The following is an 18,341-nucleotide window of genomic DNA, read 5'->3' on the forward strand; positions in this document are numbered from 1 at the left end:
ATGAGCGATCGTATTTTTGCCGGGATATGGCTGCTGCTCTGCGTTGGCGGGATGTTTGTCGCCTGGCAGATCCACAGCGAATACAGCTATGAACCCGTGGGACCCCGCCCCTTCCCGATGGGCATCGTCGGCCTGATGCTGCTCTGCTCGGTGGCGCTGCTGCTTCGCCACCCGGATACCGTCGAGTGGCCGCCGCGCCGCATTCTGCAGCGTCTGCTGGTGATGGTGATTGTCCTGCTGATGTATGCCTGGGGCTTTGAGTGGCTCGGCTTCCCGGTGGCGACCGCCATTCTGACGATGGTCATCGGCATGCTGTTTAACGCCACCCTCCCCGCGGCGGGGATCTCTGGCGTGGTGATGGGGATTTTACTGTGGTACGCCTTTGACCGCCTGCTGGACGTGACGTTACCGCTCGGCGCCTGGCTTAATTAACGGAGCACGCTATGGATACCTGGATTTACCTCTCGCAGGGGTTCGCCGTGGCGATGACCCCGGAAAACCTGGTGATCGCCCTGATCGGCTGTTTCGTGGGCACGATTGTCGGCCTGCTGCCGGGCCTTGGGCCGATCAACGGCGTGGCGATTTTACTCCCGCTGGCGTTTGCCCTGCATCTGCCTGCGGAATCGGCACTGATCCTGCTGGCAACGGTCTACATCGGCTGTGAATATGGCGGACGCATTTCGTCGATCCTGCTTAACGTGCCGGGGGATGCGGCGGCGATCATGACCGCGCTGGACGGCTACCCAATGGCGCGGCAGGGACGCGGCGGCGTGGCGCTCTCCATCTCTGCGGTCAGTTCATTCTTTGGCTCACTGATTGCCATTGGCGGCATCATTCTGTTCGCTCCTGCGCTGGCCCAGTGGTCGCTGGCGTTTGGTCCGGCAGAATATTTTGCCCTGATGGTGTTCGCCATTGCCTGCCTCGGCAGCATGATGGCGCAAAATCCGCTGAAGTCGTTTTTATCCGCGCTGATTGGCTTAGGGTTAGCCACCGTCGGCGTGGATGCCAACACCGGGGTCTATCGCTTTACCTTCGACAGCGTTCACCTGTCCGATGGCGTGCAGTTCATTGTCGTCGTGATCGGCCTGTTCTCTGTCTCTGAGATCTTACTGATGCTGGAGCATACTAGCAGCGGGCAGACGCTGGTGCGCAAAACCGGCCGGATGCTCTTTAGCGCTAAAGAGGGCGCGCAGTGCATCGGCGCCACGCTGCGCTCGTCGGTGATTGGCTTTTTCGTCGGCATCCTGCCGGGCGCCGGGGCCACTATCGCCAGCGCCATCACCTACATGACCGAGAAGAAGCTCAGCGGCAATAGCGACAGCTTTGGTAAAGGCGATATTCGCGGCGTCGCCGCGCCTGAGGCGGCCAATAACGCCTCGGCCTGCGGCTCGTTTATCCCGATGCTGACCCTGGGCGTGCCGGGATCCGGCACCACGGCGGTGATGATGGGCGCGCTGACGCTCTATAACATCACGCCCGGCCCGGCGATGTTTACCGAGCAGCCTGATATTGTCTGGGGGCTGATTGCCGCGCTGCTGATCGCCAACGTCATGCTGCTGGTGATGAATATCCCGCTGATTGGGCTGTTCACCCGCATGCTGACGATTCCGCTGTGGTTCCTGGTGCCCGCCATTGCCGCCGTCTCTGCGGTGGGGGTTTACGCGGTGCACAGCACCACGTTTGACCTGGTGCTCATGGTGGTCCTCGGCGTGTTCGGCTACATCTTGCGAAAAATGCACTTCCCAATGTCTCCGCTGATTTTGGGCTTTGTGCTGGGTGAGATGCTGGAGCAGAACCTGCGCCGCGCCCTGTCCATCAGCAACGGTAATGTGTCGATACTGTGGGACAGCAGCGTCGCGAAGGTTCTGTTAGCGCTCGCGGTCATGGTGATTGTGGTGCCGCCGGTGTTGCGCCTGCTGCGTCGTCGCCAGCGCAAACCGGAGCCGGATATCGGCTAACTATACGGACAGCTGGGCATTGACCCACTGCTTTAACGCCTGGCGGGAGATCTTAATCCCGCCATTTTTCAGCTCAGCCGGCAGCACCAGCCAGTGAACGGGCTGCTCAAAGCGCGCCAGCCTGCCCTGTACCCAGGTCGGGAAACGGGTGATATCCGTTCCCGGCTCGCACTCCACCACCGCCACCGGACGCTGTCCAAACTCGGCGTCATCCAGCGGGACGATAAACACCTGGTTAATCTGCGGATGCGCGGCGATAACGCGCTCCAGCGATTCCGGCTGGATCCCCTCTCCACCGCTGAAAAAGAGATTGTCCATGCGGCCTAAAATCGTCAGACGGTCGCCATGCCATTCCCCGCGATCGCGAGTGGCAAACCAGCCCTGCGCGTTGGTCAGCGGTATCAACGCGCCGTCCCGCCAGTAGCCGGAAGCCATGCTCTGCGCTTTGATCCAGACTTCACCGTTAACGACCTGCACCTCTCTGCCCGGCAGCGCACGGCCCACGTCCGGATCGCCGTCAGCCTCTTTTGCGCAGACGGTAGAGGCAAACTCGGTGAGGCCATAGCCGCAGTACGTCCGAACGCCCTGTTCCCGGGCCTTTTGCGTCAGCGTCACGGGAATGGCCGCCCCGCCGAGCAGCACCGCTTTCAGTGCGATGTGGCTTTCGCTATTGAGGAGACGCCAGAGCTGGGTCGGCACCAGCGAGGCGTGGGTGCAGCCGCGTAGCGCCTGCTCCAGCGGCTGCTTCTCGCGCACGGTTAAGCGCGCACCGGCATGCAGCCAGCGCCATAAAATCCCCTGGCCGGAAACGTGAAACAGCGGCAGCGAAAGCAGCCAGTCGTCGTTATCCCCGTAGGGCATCAGCGACAGCACGCCGCGGGCGCTGGCAAGATGGGCGGCGCAGGTATGCACCGCCGCCTTCGGCAGCCCGGTGGAGCCGGAGGTGAGCGTCATGGTGGCCAGCCGCGCCGGCTGCCACGCAGCGCAGTACGCATCCGCTGGCTCGCACATGCTCAGGCCATGAAGGCCGTCGTAGCTGCCGTCCAGCACCAGCGCAAAGCGCAGCGTCATCTGCGGGATCAGCACGTCGAGCAGCGGGCGCGGCAGCTGCGGATTTACGGGAAGAATACGTGCCCCGCACTGAAGCAGCGCCAGCCATGCCAGCAGCGTTTGCGGGTGGTTATAGGCCAGCAGCAGTACGCCGTCGCCCTCCGCCACGCCCTGCTGGTGAAATCCTGCCGCAAGGCGGTCGACACGCGCGCACAACTGCTGCCAGGTGAGCACGTCATCATTCAGCCTCAGGGCCTGTTTATCGGCAAAAAGCGCGCGCCAGTGACGCCAGGGCCAGTCGGTAAAACTCATAGCAACGGCTCCAGCGCCTCTGCGTCGAGGCACGGCAGCGTGCTGGCAGGCCACTCGCGGAGAAGCTGAGCCTGCATCAGGTTCAGCGTGTCGAGGCCGGGAACCGTGTCCGGCGTTAACCAGGCGGCAATGCGCGCCAGCTGGGTCAGCCCCAGGCTGGACTCTATCGACGAGCTGATCACCGCCGTCAGCCCCAGCGCGTGCGCCGCCGAGACCTGCTCGCGCACCTTCGCCAGGCTGCCGGTTAGCGTCGGCTTAATCACCACCGCGCTGACGCCGGGCTCGGCGACAAATTCAAAATCGTCCTCGCGCAGGCTTTCATCCCAGGCGATGGCGATCCCCGTTTCGCGGGCAAAGGCGCGCGAATCATCGCGGGTTTTGCACGGTTCTTCGAGGAAGGCAATGCGGCTGCGGTACGCCGGGTTAACGTACTTCGCGAACTGCAGCGCCTTAAGCGGCGTCCACGCGCGGTTAGCATCCAGACGCAGGTGCAGATCGGGGATTGCTTCCAGCAGCAGGTTGGCGACCATCCCGTCACGCACCGCTTCGTAGAGACCGACTTTGATTTTCGCCACTTTCTCGCCCGGCATGGCGGCGAGCAGCGCGAACAGCTCGTCCGGGTCGCCCGTGCAGAGCGGTGCCGCGCGATAGTTAGCCTCTTCCGGCAGTCTACCGTCCAGCTCCGCCAGCGCGCAGCTGATGCCAAAGGCGGCGGAAGGCGCGTCCGGTAATGCCGGGTTTGCGCCCTCACGCCACGCCTTTACCCACGTCAGCAATGCAGACTGCGCCTCATCCAGCGACTCCAGGCTAAAGCCCGGCAGAGGCGAAATCTCGCCCCAGCCTTCCCGCTCGCCCTGCTGCAAATGCACGAAGAAGCCGTCACGGGTTTTTAAACGCCGTTCACGCAGCACCACGCCCGCGTCCATCGGTATCTGCCAGCGGTAAACCTGCGCGCGACGCATTACGGGTTCCGTTTGTATTTGCTGAAGTCCGGCTGGCGTTTTTCGTTAAACGCGTTGCGTCCTTCCTGACCCTCTTCGGTCATGTAGAACAGCATGGTGGCGTTACCCGCCAACTCCTGCAGACCCGCCTGACCGTCACAGTCGGCATTAAGTGCCGCTTTCAGGCAACGCAGCGCCATCGGGCTGTTTTGCAGCATCTCGCGGCACCAGCGCACGGTCTCTTTTTCGAGATCGGCAAGGGGCACCACGGTATTCACAAGGCCCATATCCAACGCTTCCTGTGCGTTGTACTGGCGGCACAGGAACCAGATTTCGCGGGCTTTTTTCTGGCCGACGATGCGCGCCATGTAAGAGGCACCCCAGCCGCCGTCGAAGGAGCCCACTTTCGGGCCGGTCTGGCCGAAGATGGCGTTTTCAGCAGCGATGGTCAGGTCGCACATCATGTGTAGCACGTGGCCGCCGCCGATGGAGTAGCCCGCCACCATCGCGACAACCGGTTTCGGGCAGGTGCGGATCTGGCGCTGGAAATCGAGGACATTCAGGTGGTGCGTACCCGCATCGTCCTGGTATCCGCCGTAGTCGCCGCGCACCTTCTGATCGCCACCGGAGCAGAAGGCCTTCTCGCCTTCACCGGTCAGCACGATCACGCCGATACTGTCGTCGTAGCGCGCATCCGCCAGGGCCTGAATCATCTCTTTGACGGTCAGCGGACGGAAGGCGTTACGCACCTGCGGACGGTTGATGGTGATTTTGGCAATGCCGTCGGCGGATTTGTGGTAACGAATGTCGGTGTAGCCTTCGGAGCAGTCCTGCCATTCAACCGGCGCATAAAGCATGTGTTCATCAGGATAGATCATAGAGTGTCCTTTATTCGAAGACGCAGTATCTGAGCCAGACTCGCGGCAACCGCGTCGGGGTTTTCCCGGTGGGCGTTGTGTCCGGCGTTTGGAATCGCATGGCGAACGGCGTCCAGTTCAGCGGCCAGGGCCGCGAACTTCTGGTCACGTTCACCGTAGAGATAGTCAAAAGGGAAATTGCATACGCTAATCGCGGCACGCAAATCGGGCTGCACAGCCAGCGACGTTGCTTCGAGCATCTTCGCCAGCGTCGCGCCGTTGTTCTGGCTGCGCAGGGCGATAAGCGCCTTGCGCTGGTGGTCAGTGAGGGAAGCAAATACCGGCTGTTGATACCAGTCGGTAAAAACCTTTTCCAGCGGTTCGGTGCGAAAACGCGTCGCCCAGCGGCGGTCGGATGTCCACCGCGCGTGACGCTCATCCTCATCAAGCAGGCCCGGATGTCCACCTTCAACGATCACCCCCAGCAGCCCCTTTGGCTGCTGGCAGGCATGAAACATCGCAATGCGGCCGCCGAGGGAGTACCCCACCAGCCAGTAGTTCAGTATGTTGTAACTAAGTAGAGTTCGGGTAAGTAACGTGCTCATCTCGTCGAACCCCGTCACGGCAATATCCCCGGACGCACCGTGGCCCGGCAGGTCAAGACAGAGCCGGGAATACTCGCCGAGTTGCTTCCCGACAGCCTGCCACTCGCGGCAGTCGCCGGAAAAACCGTGCAAAAAGACCAGCCAGGGATAGCCCGGTTTTCCGGCCTGCTGCACGCCCGAGAGGATCACAGCTGGCTCACCTGCGCCAGCAGGCTTTGCAGGATCTGCGCGCCGTCGGCCTCGTTCACCACCAGCTCAATCAGCGTCGCGCCCGGCTGCTTCCAGGCGGTGCTTAACGCCGCTTCCAGCTGTTCCCAGCTTTCCGGGCGATGGTATTTCAGGCTGAACATCGCCGCGGCGTGTTCAAACTGCACGTTCTGCGGCATCAGGTAGAAGCGCTCGCGCTCGCTCTGGGGCGTTGGCAACAGGGAGAAAATCTGCCCGCCGTTGTTGTTGACCACAATCAGCACAAACGGCGCGGACGCCTGACGCAGTAGCGCCAGCGCGTTAAGATCGTAGAGCGCGGAGAGATCGCCCACGATCGCCAGCGTCGATTTCGCGCTGGCGCGCTGCACCCCCGCCGCCGTCGAGATCAGCCCGTCGATGCCGCTGGCACCGCGGTTGCTGTACACCGGGTAGCCCACCGGCAGCTGCGAAAAGGCATCGATCAGCCGCACGACCAGGCTGTTGCCGACAAACAGCTGCCCCTGTTCTGGCAGGTATTGGCGAATACGGTGCGCCAGCCCGGCCTCGCTGAATGTCTCACAGCGCGCTTTGGTGATTTCCCACGCCTGACGCGACAGCTCAGGGATCGCCACCGCCCAGGGCTGACGTTTTTCCGCCGGGTGCAGTTCCAGCCAGCTATCAATTTTGCTCACCAGACGACGGCCGCGATGGTGCGCCGGGTCGAGCCGCCCTTCCAGCGCGTCCACCACCCAGTATTCTTCCGGCGTGCAGGTCGCCTGCCACTGCAGCAGACGTTTTCCGGTCAGGCTTGCGCCGATCTGGACCACAATCTGCGCCTGCGAAAGCTCAGTAACCGCTTTCGCGTTACCCAGCCAGAGATCGGCGCACGGCAGCGGCTGGCCGGTCTGGGAAAGCACGTCGCCAATCAGCGGCCAGCCGAGTGTTTGCGCCCATTCGGCGACCAGCCTGCCTTCGGCGGCGCTCATGCGCCCGGCGATGACCACGCCTCGCTTCTGCCGCCAGAAGAACCAGTCGCGCTGTTTCGCGCTCTCAAGATGCGTCTGCTCGCGCAGCCACGGCTTTTCGCTCTGCCACCATTCGCCGAGCGACCGCTGCCATTCAAGGCCGGTATCGTCCAGCTCGCCGTACAGCGGCTCGGCAAACGGGCAGTTGATATGCAGCGCCCCGCTGCGCAATGTCGCCATGGCGTGATCGACGGTGGAGACCAGCCAGCTTGCAGGAATATCCTGGGTGGGACGCGGTAACGAAACCGTCTGCGAAGGGTGCGTAGAAAAAAGTCCGGGCTGGCGAATGGCCTGATTGGCGCCGCAGTCGATTAGCTCAGGCGGACGGTCGGCCGTCAGCAGGATCAGTTTTTCACCTGTTAACCCGGCTTCAATCAGGGCCGGATAGAGGTTCGCCACGGCGGTACCGGAAGTGACAATCACCGCCACGGGTTCTTTGCTGACCTTCGCCAGCCCGAGCGCGAGATGTCCCAGACCTCGCTCGTCAAAGTGGGTGTGGTGAACAAACGCCCGGTTTTCAGCCGCCGCCAGCGTCAGCGGCGTTGAGCGAGAACCCGGTGCAATACACACGTGCCTGACGCCATGGCGCGTCAGGGCTTCAAGGATCACCGCCGCCCAGCGTCGGTTAAAAGAACTTACTGACATGAGATTGTCCGGTATCAAGAATGCGACACAGTATAAATAATAGAAAAAATTGGAATTTTGATATGAATCGGGATTGCGCGAATCAGTATTAATCCCTTAGGAGCAGAGAGCGCAATCCGGCGGCTTTGTTTTCGATCTCCTGCCACTCCTGCTCCGGGTCAGAGCCGCTGACAATGCCCGCTCCGGCGTAAAGCCGCAGAGCGTCTTCCTGTACGCGCGCCGAGCGCAGCGCCACGCAGAATTCGCTTTGTTCGGGGGATAAATACCCGGCCGAACCGGCGTACCACTCGCGGTTAAAGGGTTCAACGTGCTGAATAAACTCGCGCGCTGGCTGTCGCGGAAGCCCGGCAACCGCCGCCGTCGGCTGTAGCACGTGCAGGCACAGCTCATCGTCGGCCTGCTTGAGCTCGGTCCAGATACAGCGGCGTAAGTGCTGCACTTTGCGCAGGCGGACGACCTGAGCCGGCAACACCTCCAGCGTCTGCGTATGGTGTTGAAGACGCTGGCAGATATCTTCCACCACCAGCATATTTTCGCGCTGGTTTTTATCGTCATTCAGCAGCCACTCGCCCAGACGCTGCGCCTGTTTATCGTCAGTATGGCTGGCGACGGTGCCCGCCAGCGCTTCGGTGCGCAGCAGCTTGCCGCGCCGCCGCCAGAGACGCTCGGGCGTGGAGCCGAGAAACGCGTTGCTGGCGTCGAATATCATGCAGAAATGATAGCAGTTTAAATTCAGGGCGCGGCTGGCGGCCATCAGCGCGACGGGGTTAACGCGCTGTTTACACTGCAGGTCGGTTGCTCGGGCGAGAACGACCTTTTCGAAATCACCGCGTGCAATCGTCTCTGTCGCTTTGCCGATAAGGCTAAGCCATTGCGGTTTTTCCGGGTGATGGGTTTCGCGCTCAACCTGCACGGAGAGCGGACGGATCGGTCTGGCGGGAAGCAGTTGCTGTAAGAACGCCCGCGCGGTGTCGGCATCGTCCTCAAGCGAGCTGTCGCTCCACAGCTGCAGACGCAACGTGGCGTTGCCAGCGGTACGTCGCCACAGCAGACGCGGTAAAAAGAGGCTGCCCTGCTCCGGGTTAAACGCGTTCAGGCCGCAGATTCGGGTATCTTCAGGGGCGTGTTGCGCACTTAAAAACTGCGAGGCTAACGCCAGAGAGGAGAATTGGACCACCGCTCCCAGCGCGGCCAGCTCTTCATCGCCGTTACGCTGTTGCCAGTAAAACTGGGGATAGCACTGCTGCTCGCCCAGCCAGGCGAGGGGATCGAAGGCATCGTTTAACGGGAAAGAGACGTCGAAATGACGCAGGCCGGATGTGGCAGGTAACGCTTGCGAAAGATGGCTACGCAATTGTTCCAGCGCGAGGAAAATCGAATTCACGCGAACCTCTCCCTGTTAAAACCTCATATTATACGGGGTACCATAAGAAATATCAGTACCCACGTATAGGGAGTGGTTAAACGGCTTAACGACGGGCCAGCAGCAGACCCAGCACCAGCCCTACGGCTGCGCCCACCCCAATGCCCTGCCACGGTTTTTCATGGACGTAATCATCGGCACGATAAACCGCTTTTTTGGCGCGGTAGTAGTAAGTATCAGACGCATGGCTGACGCGGTTTTTAACGTCGTGGAGCGCCTGCTCGGCACGGGCTTTCAGCTCGATATATTTCTGATCGGCAGGGTCGCCCGAGGAACGTAACACCTCTTCCAGCGTTTCGCTCAGTAAGGTCAGGTCGTCGTCGATACGGGTATCCCAGGATTGAAATGACATATTTTTCTCCATGTTAGTACACCAGTCCGCTAACTATAGACAACGACGCGCCATTACGCCTGTTTCGCTTCCCGCGCCATGCCGATGTGCGGAATACCGTCTTCGTCGTACACCTCGGTGACCGGCATAAAACCGAAATGACCGTAGAAGGATTGCAGGTGCGCCTGCGCGCCCAGGTATAACGCCTTGTCCGGCCACTGTTTCTGGCATGACTCCAGCGTTTTTTCCATCAGCTGATAGCCCAGTTTCTCACCCCGAGCGTTACCGCTGATAATGACCCGGCCTATCACCACGGGCTCGACATCGTCCTCGCTTTTCAGAATCCTCGCATACGCCACCAGCTCGTTATCCTTCCAGCCGAGGATATGGCGGTTTTCGCCAACGAGGTCATCGCCGTCGATGTCCTGATACGGGCACGTCTGTTCAACCACAAACACTTCGCAGCGCAGTTTAAGCAGCGCGTAGAGCGAATGAACGGTGAGCTCACTATGATGTAAATCTTGCCACTGGATCATCTCTTTCTCCTTCCTGGGGTTCATCACGTTATACTAAACCCCTCCCCGTTCGGCAAAGGGCTGATTGCGTTATGGAACTGATTTTTCTGGGTACGTCCGCTGGCGTGCCAACCCGCTCACGAAACGTGACGGCAATTCTGCTGGATCTTAAACACCCCACCCGCGGCGGGCTGTGGCTGTTTGACTGCGGTGAAGGGACGCAGCATCAGCTGCTGCACACCGCGTATCACCCCGGCAAGCTGGATAAAATTTTTATTACTCACCTGCACGGCGACCATCTGTTTGGCCTGCCGGGCCTGCTGTGCAGCCGCTCCATGGCCGGCAACGCCAATCCGCTGACGATTTACGGGCCTTCGGGTGTGCGTGAATTTGTTGAAACCGCGCTGCGCCTGAGCGGATCATGGACGGATTATCCGCTGGAGATCGTTGAGATTAGCGAAGGCCTGGTTTTCGATGACGGTGATTATAAGGTGAGCGCTCAGCCGCTGAATCATCCCGTTGAGTGCTATGGCTATCGCATTGAAGCGCATGACAAACCCGGCGCGCTGGACGCCGCCGCGCTGATGGCCGCGGGCGTAAAACCCGGACCGCTGTTCCAGCGCCTGAAGCACGGCGAGACCGTCACGCTGGAGGACGGTCGCGTCATCAACGGTCAGGATTATCTCGCCGCGCCCGAACCGGGCAAGAAGCTGGCTATCTTTGGCGACACGGCGCCGTGCCCTGCCGCCCTTCAGCTTGCCCAGGGCGTTGACGTGATGGTGCACGAAGCCACGCTGGAAACGGCGATGGAAGAGAAAGCCAACGGCCGCGGCCATAGCTCAACGCGTCAGGCGGCGCAGCTTGCCCGCGACGCAGGCGTCGGAAGGCTGATCGTCACTCACGTCAGTTCCCGCTACGACGCGCGGGGGTGTGCAAGCCTGCTGGCAGAGTGCCTGGCGGTGTTCCCGGCGTGCGAGCTGGCCGAAGATTTCGCTAAGGTCAGCGTTTAGCCCTTCATTTTTCTCTCAGAATGCCGATAACGATTAAAAGGTCAGCATTTCTCTCGAGGGTAGAATGGATAATTTCCAGAAAGATATTGATGACAGGGCGAATCTCACCCTGTCGAACCGTTTTGAACTGTTGCTGTTCCGTCTTGGCACCTCTCTGAACGAAAATAAATCCGAGCTGTTTGGCATTAACGTCTTTAAGCTGCGTGAAATTGTGCCGATGCCGGAATTCACAAAACCCGCCGGGATGAAATCACCGCTGATGGGGATGGTGAATATTCGCGATCAGGTGATCCCGGTGATCGATCTGGCCGCCGTGGCGGGCTGTAAGCCTACCACCGGGCTGAACATCCTGCTTATCACCGAATATGCCCGCAGCGTGCAGGCCTTTGCCGTGGAGTCGGTTGAAAACATCATGCGTCTGGACTGGAAGCAGGTGCACGCGGCGGAGACCGCCGTCAGCGGCCGCTATATCACCAGCATTGCCTGCCTGGATGAGAAAACGGATACCAACGATCTGGCGATGGTGCTGGACGTTGAGCAGATCCTCTATGACATCACCCCAGCCAACCACGATCTGCACGCCACCAATCTGAAAACCACCAAGTTCAACATCAAGCCGGGCGCAGTCGCGATTGTGGCGGAAGATTCCAAAGTGGCGCGTTCGATGCTGGAGAAAGGTCTGCAGGCGATGGAGATCCCAGCGCAGCTGCACATCACCGGCAAAGACGCGTGGGAAAAAATTGGCGTGCTGGCCGCACAGGCGCAGGCTGAGGGCGTGCCGATCACCGATAAGATCGCGCTGGTGCTGACCGACCTCGAAATGCCGGAGATGGACGGATTTACGCTGACGCGCAAAATCAAAACCGACCCGGTTCTGAAGGATATTCCGGTGGTGATCCATTCCTCCCTTTCCGGCAACGCCAACGAAGATCATATTCGCAAGGTGAAGGCTGACGGGTACGTGGCGAAATTTGAGCTGAACGAGCTGTCGTCGGTGATTGAGGAAGTGCTGGATCGTTCGATGAAGAAGATTGGCGGGCCGCTTATAAGCAGGAAGCAGCTGGCTTAGGTCCTGTGCGGGCTGGTGCCCTCACCCTATCCCTCTCCCTCAGGGAGAGGGCGCAAACCATAAAAAACCCGCCGAGGCGGGTTTTTTGTTTTTACATTAATGGCATCGCTCGCTGCACGATATCAATCAGCGGCTGCGGATAGATACCGAAGATCAGCACCAGCAGCGCGGAGATAAGCACCACGATACCACCGGCGCTGTACTGCCAGTTGCCTGGAGCATCACGGTTGAGCTGCTGAGGCGCGCTCAGGTACAGGCTCACGGCCACACGCAGGTAGTAGTAGAGGCCAATCGCGGAGCCGATAACGACACCGGCAGTCAGCCACCACAGGTTCGCCTGCACACCGACGGCCAGCACGTAGAACTTACCGATAAAGCCAAGCGTCATCGGGATACCCGCCAGAGAGAGCATCATCACGGTCATTACCGCGGACAGAATTGGACGGTGCCAGAACAGACCACGGTAGGAGAACAGTGAATCGGCATCCGGACCACGGTACGGGCTGGACATCAGGCTCACCACGCCGAAGGCGCCGAGGCTGCTGAACAGGTAACCGGCCAGATAGACACCTACGGCTTCCATCGACATCTCACCGCTCTGCAGCGCAATCAGCGCCACCAGCAGGTAGCCCAGATGAGATATGGACGAGTAGCCCAGCAGACGCTTGATGTTGGTCTGGCTCAGCGCCATCAGGTTACCGAAGATGATGGAGACGAACGCGATGATGCCAAGCACCACGCGAACGGCTTCACTATCACCCACCGGCGCGTACAGGAACAGACGCATGACCACACCGAAGATAGCGATCTTGCTCGCCGTCGCCAGGAAGGTCGACACCGGAGCAGGCGCCCCCTGGTATACGTCTGGCGTCCACAGGTGGAACGGAACCAGAGAGAGCTTGAAGCCGAGGCCAACGATCATCATGCCCAGACCCGCCAGCAGCAGCGGCTCATGGAGCATGCCGTCGCCGAGGCTCTTGCCGAGCGCCATGAAGGAGAGGTTACCGGACTGTGCGTACAGCAGCGCAATACCAAACAGCAGGAAGGACGATGCGGCAGCAGACAGAATGGTGTACTTGATGCTCGCTTCCAGAGAGCGCTTCTGACGGAAGGCGTAACCAATCAGGCCGAACAGCGGCAGAGAGATCAGCTCAATACCGAGGAACAGCGCGGCCAGATGGTTGGCATTCGCCAGCAGAATGCCGCCCAGCGCGGCAATCAGTACCAGCAGGTAAAACTCTTCTTTGTTGTCGTTGTAGCCTTCGAGCCACGGGTAAGCAAAGGTACAGGTTGCCAGGCTCGCCAGCAGCACCAGCCCGGTATACAGCATGGCGTAACCGTCAACGCGCATCAGCGGGGTGACGTCCATCGCCCCGCCCTGGCCAACAAACCAGAGTGAAACTAACGCGGCGTTCAGGCCGATGACCGACAGCGTGGCATTCAGGAAGTGATTGCGTCGCCACGCAATGGAGAGCATCACAACCACCACCGTCAATCCGACGATCAGCAGCGGTAGCAGCGCGATCAGTTGTTGTGGAGTTATTGTCATGGCGAATTACGGCCTTGTAGTAGAAACAGAATTAACAAACCACTGCTGGATATTGCCCATCGCGCTGTGCGAGGTATCCAGAATCGGCTGCGGGAAGAAGCCCAACAGCACCAGCAGTACGACCAGCAGCAGGATGATGAACAGCTCACGCAGCGACATCCCCGGCAGTTCTTGTGCAGCAATTTCGCTCTTCGCTTTACCGAAGTAAGCGCGGTGCAGCATCGCCAGCGAGTAAACGGAAGCGAACACCAGACCAAAGGTGGAGATCACGGTAATCACCGGTACCACTTTGAAGCTGCCGAACAGAATCATGAATTCGCCGACGAAGTTACCGGTGCCCGGCATCCCCAGGGTAGCCACCGCGAAGAACATGGAGAGCGCTGGCAGCCATTTAATTTTGCTCCACAGACCGCCCATCATACGCATGTCGCGGGTATGCAGACGTTCATACAGCTGGCCGCACAGGATGAAGAGACCGGCTGCGGACAGACCGTGCGCAATCATCTGGATCACCGCGCCCTGGTACGCCAGCTGGCTGCCGGTGTAGATAGCAATCAGCACGAAGCCCATGTGGGAAACGGAGGTATAAGCAATCAGACGCTTGATGTCGTATTGCGTGAAGGCCATCCAGGCACCGTAGAAGATACCGATCACACCCAGCCACATGGCAATCGGAGCGAACTCCGCGGAGGCATTCGGGAACAGCGGCAGTGCGAAACGCAGCAGACCGTAGGCCGCCGTTTTCAGCAGGATGCCCGCCAGGTCAACGGAACCCGCCGTTGGTGCCTGGGAGTGCGCGTCTGGCAGCCAGCCGTGCAGCGGAACCACCGGCATTTTCACCGCGAAGGCGATGAAGAAGCCCAGCATCAGCAGGTATTCAACGCCGTGTGACATAGGCGTCTTCAGCAGGTCTTCGTAGTTGAAGGTCCAGGTGCCGGTTGCGTTGTGATGAACGAACACCAGCGCCAGAATGGCAATCAGCATTACCAGACCGCTCGCCTGGGTATAGATGAAGAACTTGGTTGCCGCCGTGATACGCGTTTTACCGTCGGACGCCTTGTGGCCCCACAGCGCGATCAGGAAGTACATCGGCACCAGCATCATCTCCCAGAAGAAGAAGAACAGGAACATGTCGATGGCAAGGAACACGCCGATCACGCCGCCCAGGATCCACATCAGGTTCAGGTGGAAGAAGCCCTGGTATTTTTCGATTTCTCGCCAGGAGCAGAGTACCGCCAGAACGCCGAGCAGACCGGTCAGCACCACCATCAGCAGCGACAGACCGTCAATCGCCAGGTGGATCGTAATGCCGAAACGCGGGATCCACGGCAGGATGAACTCAGACTGCCACTGCGGAATGCCCGCAGACTGGGTCAGTGAGTAACCGCCCTGCAACCACAGTTGCAGGCCAAGCGCGAGCGTCAATCCCATGGTGATCAGCGCGATCCAGCGCGGCATCTTCACGCCAAAGCGTTCGGTCTGCCAGCACAGGAAGCCGCCGATGAAGGGAATTAATATTAGCCAGGGTAGTAACATGGCGATTTACATTCCTTTTTAAGGCCCCCAGCAGGGGCCTGATTTTCAACGAATTCGAATAAAATTCACTTAACGATCAACGCAATACCATCAGCAGCGCCAGCACCACAACCGCACCGATGCTCATGGACGCCACATACCAGCGCAGGTAACCGTTCTCGCTGTACAGCAGGCCTTTACCTGCAAAGCGGGAGAGGATCGCCGGGATGTTCATCAGGCTGTTCAGCGGGTCGCGCTTCAGCAGCCACGCGATGCCCAGGAACGGCTTAACGAAGATCATGTCGTACAGCCAGTCAAAGCCCCACGCGTTGTACCACCAGGTGCCCAGCAGGCGGCCCGGCGCACTGTTGGCCACGGCAGTGACCAGCGTACGTTTGCCCAGCCACAGCCATGCCGCAATCAGGATACCCGCGATAGCGACCACACCGGAGGTGATTTCAAGCGTCAGAACACGACCGTGCTCAAGCTCGGTTGTCGCCGGCAGTACGCCCTGCAGCGGAGGCACAATCATCGCGCCAACGAAGGTGGAGAGTACCAGCAGCACAATCAGCGGCAGGTGGTGGGTAATCCCCTTCCCTGCGTGAGCGTGAATTTGTTCTTTACCGTGGAATACGATGAAAATCATACGGAAGGTATACAGGGAGGTCATGAACGCACCGACCAGACCCGCAACCATCAGATTGATATGACCATTCGCCATGGCACCCGCAAGGATTTCGTCCTTACTGAAGAAGCCCGCGGTGATCAGCGGCAGTGCCGCCAGCGCCGCGCCGCCCACCAGGAAGCAGACGTAGACCAGCGGGATGGACTTACGCAGTCCGCCCATCTTGAAGATGTTCTGCTCGTGATGGCAGGCCAGAATCACCGAACCGGATGAGAGGAACAGCAGCGCTTTGAAGAACGCGTGCGTCATCAGGTGGAAAATGGCCGCGTCCCACGCCTGAACTCCCAGCGCCAGGAACATGTAGCCAATCTGGCTCATGGTGGAGTACGCGAGAACGCGCTTGATGTCGGTCTGAACCAGCGCGGCAAAGCCTGCCAGCACCAGCGTGACCGCACCGACGATACCCACCAGATGCAGAATTTCCGGAGTCATCAGGAACAGGCCATGGGTACGCGCAATCAGGTAAACACCGGCGGTGACCATGGTCGCGGCGTGGATCAGCGCGGAGACAGGGGTTGGACCCGCCATCGCGTCGGCCAGCCATGTCTGCAGCGGCAGCTGTGCGGATTTACCCACGGCACCACCCAGCAGCATCAGCGTTGCCCACCACAGCATGTTGTTGCCTGCGGCGAAGTGCGCTGGCGCCAGTTCCACCATTTCGCGGAAGTTCAGCGTGCCCAGTTCGTTGTAAAGAATGAACAACGCGAAAGCGAGGAAGACGTCACCCACGCGGGTCACGACGAACGCTTTCATGGCCGCTGCGCCATTCTTCGGATCGGTATAGTAGAAACCGATCAGCAGGTAAGAGCACAGGCCCACCCCTTCCCAGCCCAGATACATCAGCAGCAGGTTATCGGCCAGCACTAGAACCACCATGCTGGCGATAAACAGGTTGGTGTAGGCGAAGAAGCGGGAGTAACCCTCTTCACCGCGCATGTACCAGGAGGCGAACATGTGGATCAGGAAGCCGACGCCGGTGACCACGGAGAGCATGGTCAGGGAGAGACCGTCCAGCACCAGGTTGAAACCGATGTTGAAATCACCGACCGACATCCAGGTCCACAGCGGCACGCTGAAAGGCTGGCGTCCGTTGTTAAAGAAGTCGATACCCGCATACGCTGTGACCAGCGCAGCCAGGCCGACAGAGCCCATGCCAACGGTCGCGGACAGATTCTCAGACCAGCGGCCGCGAGAAAACGCCAGCAGCACGAAGCCAATCAGCGGAAAAATAATGGTTAAGGCAAGCATGTTCATCCACGCAACTCACTTACTGAATCGATGTTCAGATTCTGGCGGCGACGATGGAGCTGCAGCAACAGCGCCAGGCCAATACTCGCTTCAGCAGCCGCGAGGCTGATGGCGAGAATGTACATCACCTGACCATCGGTCTGGCCCCAGTAGCTTCCGGCGACCACGAAGGCCAGCGCGGAGGCGTTAATCATGATTTCTAGGCCGATCAGCATAAACAACAGATTGCGGCGGATAACCAGACCGGTCAGACCCAGAACGAATAAAATCGCAGCGAGGATCAGTCCATGTGTTAAGGGGATCATGCGCGCTCCTCCGTTTTTCTTTTCGCGCGGTCGTCAGTGCGGTTGCTCAGCACCTCGCCAGCACGCTCTTCGCGGCCAACGTGGAAAGCCACCACCAAGCCTGCCAGCAGCAGCATAGAGGCCAGTTCCACCGCCAGAACGTATGGGCCAAAGAGCGTGATACCCACCTCTTTCGCACCAATTGGCGTGCCGTCGATGCCCTGATCGTTGACGCCCAGAATGGCGTAAACGATCACCACCAGCATGATGGCCGACAAAATTGCCGGGCCAATCCACACCTGCGGTTTTAACCACTGACGTTCCTGCTCAATTTCAGAGCCGCCCAGGTTCAGCATCATCACTACGAACACGAACAGCACCATGATGGCCCCGGCGTAAACGATGATCTCCAGCGCACCGGCGAAGTGCGCGCCCAGTGCGAAGAACACCCCGGAAATGGCCAGCAGCGAAATGATTAAGTACAGCAGCGCATGCACCGGATTGGTGTGCGTGATCACTCGCAGCGTAGCCAGGATGGCGATAAGGCCACAGATATAAAAAGCGAATTCCATTGCCCTCTCCTTACGGTAACAGGCTCTTGACGTCGATAGGCTTAGCTTCGTTCTCTGCTTCACCCTTATCTTTGCCGTCGATTGCCATACCCGCCATCCGGTAGAAGTTATATTCCGGGTATTTGCCCGGACCGGAAATCAGCAGATCCTCTTTCTCGTACACCAGGTCCTGACGCTTGTACTCACCCAGCTCGAAGTCTGGAGTCAGCTGAATCGCCGTGGTTGGGCACGCTTCTTCACACAGACCGCAGAAAATGCAGCGTGAGAAGTTGATGCGGAAGAACTCAGGGTACCAGCGGCCGTCTACCGTCTCGGCTTTCTGCAGAGAGATACAGCCGACCGGACACGCTACCGCACACAGGTTACAGGCAACGCAGCGCTCGGAGCCGTCAGGGTCGCGCGTCAGCACGATACGGCCACGGTAGCGCGGCGGCAGATATACCGGCTCTTCCGGGTACATCCGGGTTTCGCGTTTAGCAAACGCGTGCAGGCCGATCATCCAGATACTGCGTACCTGGGTACCGAAACCTACCAGTAATTCTTTTAAGGTCATGGTCTATA

Annotated in this window: 18 protein-coding genes; 4 read left to right on the forward strand and 14 right to left on the reverse strand. The window is 59.6% G+C overall.

Going from position 1 to position 18,341, the window contains the following annotated elements; genetic code table 11:
- Together ACMWL8_RS05000 and ACMWL8_RS05005 are read left to right on the forward strand one after the other, a co-directional pair.
- Nucleotides 1–432: a tripartite tricarboxylate transporter TctB family protein gene (locus tag ACMWL8_RS05000; RefSeq protein ID WP_014884622.1), complete on the forward strand. Its 432-nt coding sequence runs from the start codon at nucleotides 1–3 to the stop codon at nucleotides 430–432.
- 11 nt (nucleotides 433–443) lie between these two features.
- Nucleotides 444–1,958 (forward strand): tripartite tricarboxylate transporter permease, encoded by a 1,515-nt coding sequence (locus tag ACMWL8_RS05005; protein WP_041908947.1) that lies wholly within the window; start codon nucleotides 444–446, stop codon nucleotides 1,956–1,958.
- On the opposite strand, the gene menE is transcribed toward ACMWL8_RS05005, so the two are convergent.
- The 8 genes from menE to ACMWL8_RS05045 form a co-directional block, all read right to left on the reverse strand.
- On the reverse strand, nucleotides 1,959–3,320 hold the full coding sequence (menE, locus tag ACMWL8_RS05010) for an o-succinylbenzoate--CoA ligase (RefSeq protein ID WP_045259701.1): 1,362 nt from the start codon (nucleotides 3,318–3,320) through the stop codon (nucleotides 1,959–1,961). It abuts the gene before it with no gap.
- Complete coding sequence (menC, locus tag ACMWL8_RS05015; RefSeq protein WP_045259700.1) at nucleotides 3,317–4,282, reverse strand: o-succinylbenzoate synthase; 966 nt, start codon at nucleotides 4,280–4,282, stop codon at nucleotides 3,317–3,319. The genes menE and menC overlap by 4 nt, the downstream gene beginning before the upstream one ends.
- Complete coding sequence (menB, locus tag ACMWL8_RS05020; protein ID WP_028013920.1) at nucleotides 4,282–5,139, reverse strand: 1,4-dihydroxy-2-naphthoyl-CoA synthase; 858 nt, start codon at nucleotides 5,137–5,139, stop codon at nucleotides 4,282–4,284. The genes menC and menB overlap by 1 nt, the downstream gene beginning before the upstream one ends.
- On the reverse strand, nucleotides 5,136–5,912 hold the full coding sequence (menH, locus tag ACMWL8_RS05025) for a 2-succinyl-6-hydroxy-2,4-cyclohexadiene-1-carboxylate synthase (protein WP_045259699.1): 777 nt from the start codon (nucleotides 5,910–5,912) through the stop codon (nucleotides 5,136–5,138). Before menH ends, menB begins: the two co-directional genes overlap by 4 nt.
- A complete protein-coding gene (gene menD / locus ACMWL8_RS05030) occupies nucleotides 5,909–7,579 on the reverse strand; it encodes a 2-succinyl-5-enolpyruvyl-6-hydroxy-3-cyclohexene-1-carboxylic-acid synthase (RefSeq protein WP_045259698.1) in 1,671 nt (556 codons plus the stop codon). The genes menH and menD overlap by 4 nt, the downstream gene beginning before the upstream one ends.
- A gap of 88 nt (nucleotides 7,580–7,667) precedes the next feature.
- Nucleotides 7,668–8,963 (reverse strand): isochorismate synthase MenF, encoded by a 1,296-nt coding sequence (menF, locus tag ACMWL8_RS05035; RefSeq protein ID WP_045259697.1) that lies wholly within the window; start codon nucleotides 8,961–8,963, stop codon nucleotides 7,668–7,670.
- Nucleotides 8,964–9,048: 85 nt separating this feature from the next.
- On the reverse strand, nucleotides 9,049–9,354 hold the full coding sequence (elaB, locus tag ACMWL8_RS05040; protein ID WP_028013924.1) for a stress response protein ElaB: 306 nt from the start codon (nucleotides 9,352–9,354) through the stop codon (nucleotides 9,049–9,051).
- 53 nt (nucleotides 9,355–9,407) lie between these two features.
- Complete coding sequence (locus tag ACMWL8_RS05045) at nucleotides 9,408–9,869, reverse strand: GNAT family N-acetyltransferase (RefSeq protein WP_045259696.1); 462 nt, start codon at nucleotides 9,867–9,869, stop codon at nucleotides 9,408–9,410.
- A 71-nt stretch (nucleotides 9,870–9,940) separates the two neighbouring features.
- On the opposite strand from ACMWL8_RS05045, the gene rbn reads away from it, so the two are divergent.
- Both rbn and ACMWL8_RS05055 read left to right on the forward strand, forming a co-directional pair.
- A complete protein-coding gene (rbn, locus tag ACMWL8_RS05050) occupies nucleotides 9,941–10,858 on the forward strand; it encodes a ribonuclease BN (RefSeq protein WP_045259695.1) in 918 nt (305 codons plus the stop codon).
- A 64-nt stretch (nucleotides 10,859–10,922) separates the two neighbouring features.
- Entirely contained in the window at nucleotides 10,923–11,927 is a 1,005-nt protein-coding gene (locus ACMWL8_RS05055) for a chemotaxis protein (protein WP_028013927.1), read from the forward strand.
- A gap of 91 nt (nucleotides 11,928–12,018) precedes the next feature.
- Here ACMWL8_RS05055 and nuoN read toward each other — a convergent pair whose 3' ends face one another.
- From nuoN to nuoI, 6 genes are all read right to left on the reverse strand, one after another.
- Nucleotides 12,019–13,476, reverse strand: coding sequence for an NADH-quinone oxidoreductase subunit NuoN (gene nuoN, locus ACMWL8_RS05060; protein ID WP_045259694.1), 1,458 nt, complete (start codon nucleotides 13,474–13,476; stop codon nucleotides 12,019–12,021).
- Between the two features lie 6 nt (nucleotides 13,477–13,482).
- Nucleotides 13,483–15,012: an NADH-quinone oxidoreductase subunit M gene (gene nuoM / locus ACMWL8_RS05065; protein ID WP_008500214.1), complete on the reverse strand. Its 1,530-nt coding sequence runs from the start codon at nucleotides 15,010–15,012 to the stop codon at nucleotides 13,483–13,485.
- A gap of 76 nt (nucleotides 15,013–15,088) precedes the next feature.
- Nucleotides 15,089–16,930: an NADH-quinone oxidoreductase subunit L gene (gene nuoL, locus ACMWL8_RS05070; protein ID WP_008500213.1), complete on the reverse strand. Its 1,842-nt coding sequence runs from the start codon at nucleotides 16,928–16,930 to the stop codon at nucleotides 15,089–15,091.
- A complete protein-coding gene (gene nuoK, locus ACMWL8_RS05075; RefSeq protein WP_003861496.1) occupies nucleotides 16,927–17,229 on the reverse strand; it encodes an NADH-quinone oxidoreductase subunit NuoK in 303 nt (100 codons plus the stop codon). Before nuoK ends, nuoL begins: the two co-directional genes overlap by 4 nt.
- Entirely contained in the window at nucleotides 17,226–17,780 is a 555-nt protein-coding gene (gene nuoJ, locus ACMWL8_RS05080) for an NADH-quinone oxidoreductase subunit J (protein WP_008500212.1), read from the reverse strand. The genes nuoK and nuoJ overlap by 4 nt, the downstream gene beginning before the upstream one ends.
- Nucleotides 17,781–17,790: 10 nt before the next feature.
- On the reverse strand, nucleotides 17,791–18,333 hold the full coding sequence (nuoI, locus tag ACMWL8_RS05085) for an NADH-quinone oxidoreductase subunit NuoI (protein WP_003861491.1): 543 nt from the start codon (nucleotides 18,331–18,333) through the stop codon (nucleotides 17,791–17,793).
- Between the last annotated feature and the right edge of the window lie 8 nt (nucleotides 18,334–18,341).

Origin of the sequence: Enterobacter sp. 04-C-12-SI-ECC (assembly GCF_047530715.1) — a bacterium.
Classification (GTDB): domain Bacteria; phylum Pseudomonadota; class Gammaproteobacteria; order Enterobacterales; family Enterobacteriaceae; genus Enterobacter; species Enterobacter bugandensis.

Coding starts and splice junctions, on each gene's coding strand:
- ACMWL8_RS05000 (WP_014884622.1), top strand. CDS start 1: ATGAGCGATCGTATTTTTGCCGGGATATGGCTGCTGCTCTGCGTTGGC.
- ACMWL8_RS05005 (WP_041908947.1), top strand. CDS start 444: ATGGATACCTGGATTTACCTCTCGCAGGGGTTCGCCGTGGCGATGACC.
- menE (WP_045259701.1), bottom strand. CDS start 3,320: ATGAGTTTTACCGACTGGCCCTGGCGTCACTGGCGCGCGCTTTTTGCC.
- menC (WP_045259700.1), bottom strand. CDS start 4,282: ATGCGTCGCGCGCAGGTTTACCGCTGGCAGATACCGATGGACGCGGGC.
- menB (WP_028013920.1), bottom strand. CDS start 5,139: ATGATCTATCCTGATGAACACATGCTTTATGCGCCGGTTGAATGGCAG.
- menD (WP_045259698.1), bottom strand. CDS start 7,579: ATGTCAGTAAGTTCTTTTAACCGACGCTGGGCGGCGGTGATCCTTGAA.
- elaB (WP_028013924.1), bottom strand. CDS start 9,354: ATGTCATTTCAATCCTGGGATACCCGTATCGACGACGACCTGACCTTA.
- ACMWL8_RS05045 (WP_045259696.1), bottom strand. CDS start 9,869: ATGATCCAGTGGCAAGATTTACATCATAGTGAGCTCACCGTTCATTCG.
- rbn (WP_045259695.1), top strand. CDS start 9,941: ATGGAACTGATTTTTCTGGGTACGTCCGCTGGCGTGCCAACCCGCTCA.
- ACMWL8_RS05055 (WP_028013927.1), top strand. CDS start 10,923: ATGGATAATTTCCAGAAAGATATTGATGACAGGGCGAATCTCACCCTG.
- nuoN (WP_045259694.1), bottom strand. CDS start 13,476: ATGACAATAACTCCACAACAACTGATCGCGCTGCTACCGCTGCTGATC.
- nuoM (WP_008500214.1), bottom strand. CDS start 15,012: ATGTTACTACCCTGGCTAATATTAATTCCCTTCATCGGCGGCTTCCTG.
- nuoL (WP_008500213.1), bottom strand. CDS start 16,930: ATGAACATGCTTGCCTTAACCATTATTTTTCCGCTGATTGGCTTCGTG.
- nuoK (WP_003861496.1), bottom strand. CDS start 17,229: ATGATCCCCTTAACACATGGACTGATCCTCGCTGCGATTTTATTCGTT.
- nuoJ (WP_008500212.1), bottom strand. CDS start 17,780: ATGGAATTCGCTTTTTATATCTGTGGCCTTATCGCCATCCTGGCTACG.
- nuoI (WP_003861491.1), bottom strand. CDS start 18,333: ATGACCTTAAAAGAATTACTGGTAGGTTTCGGTACCCAGGTACGCAGT.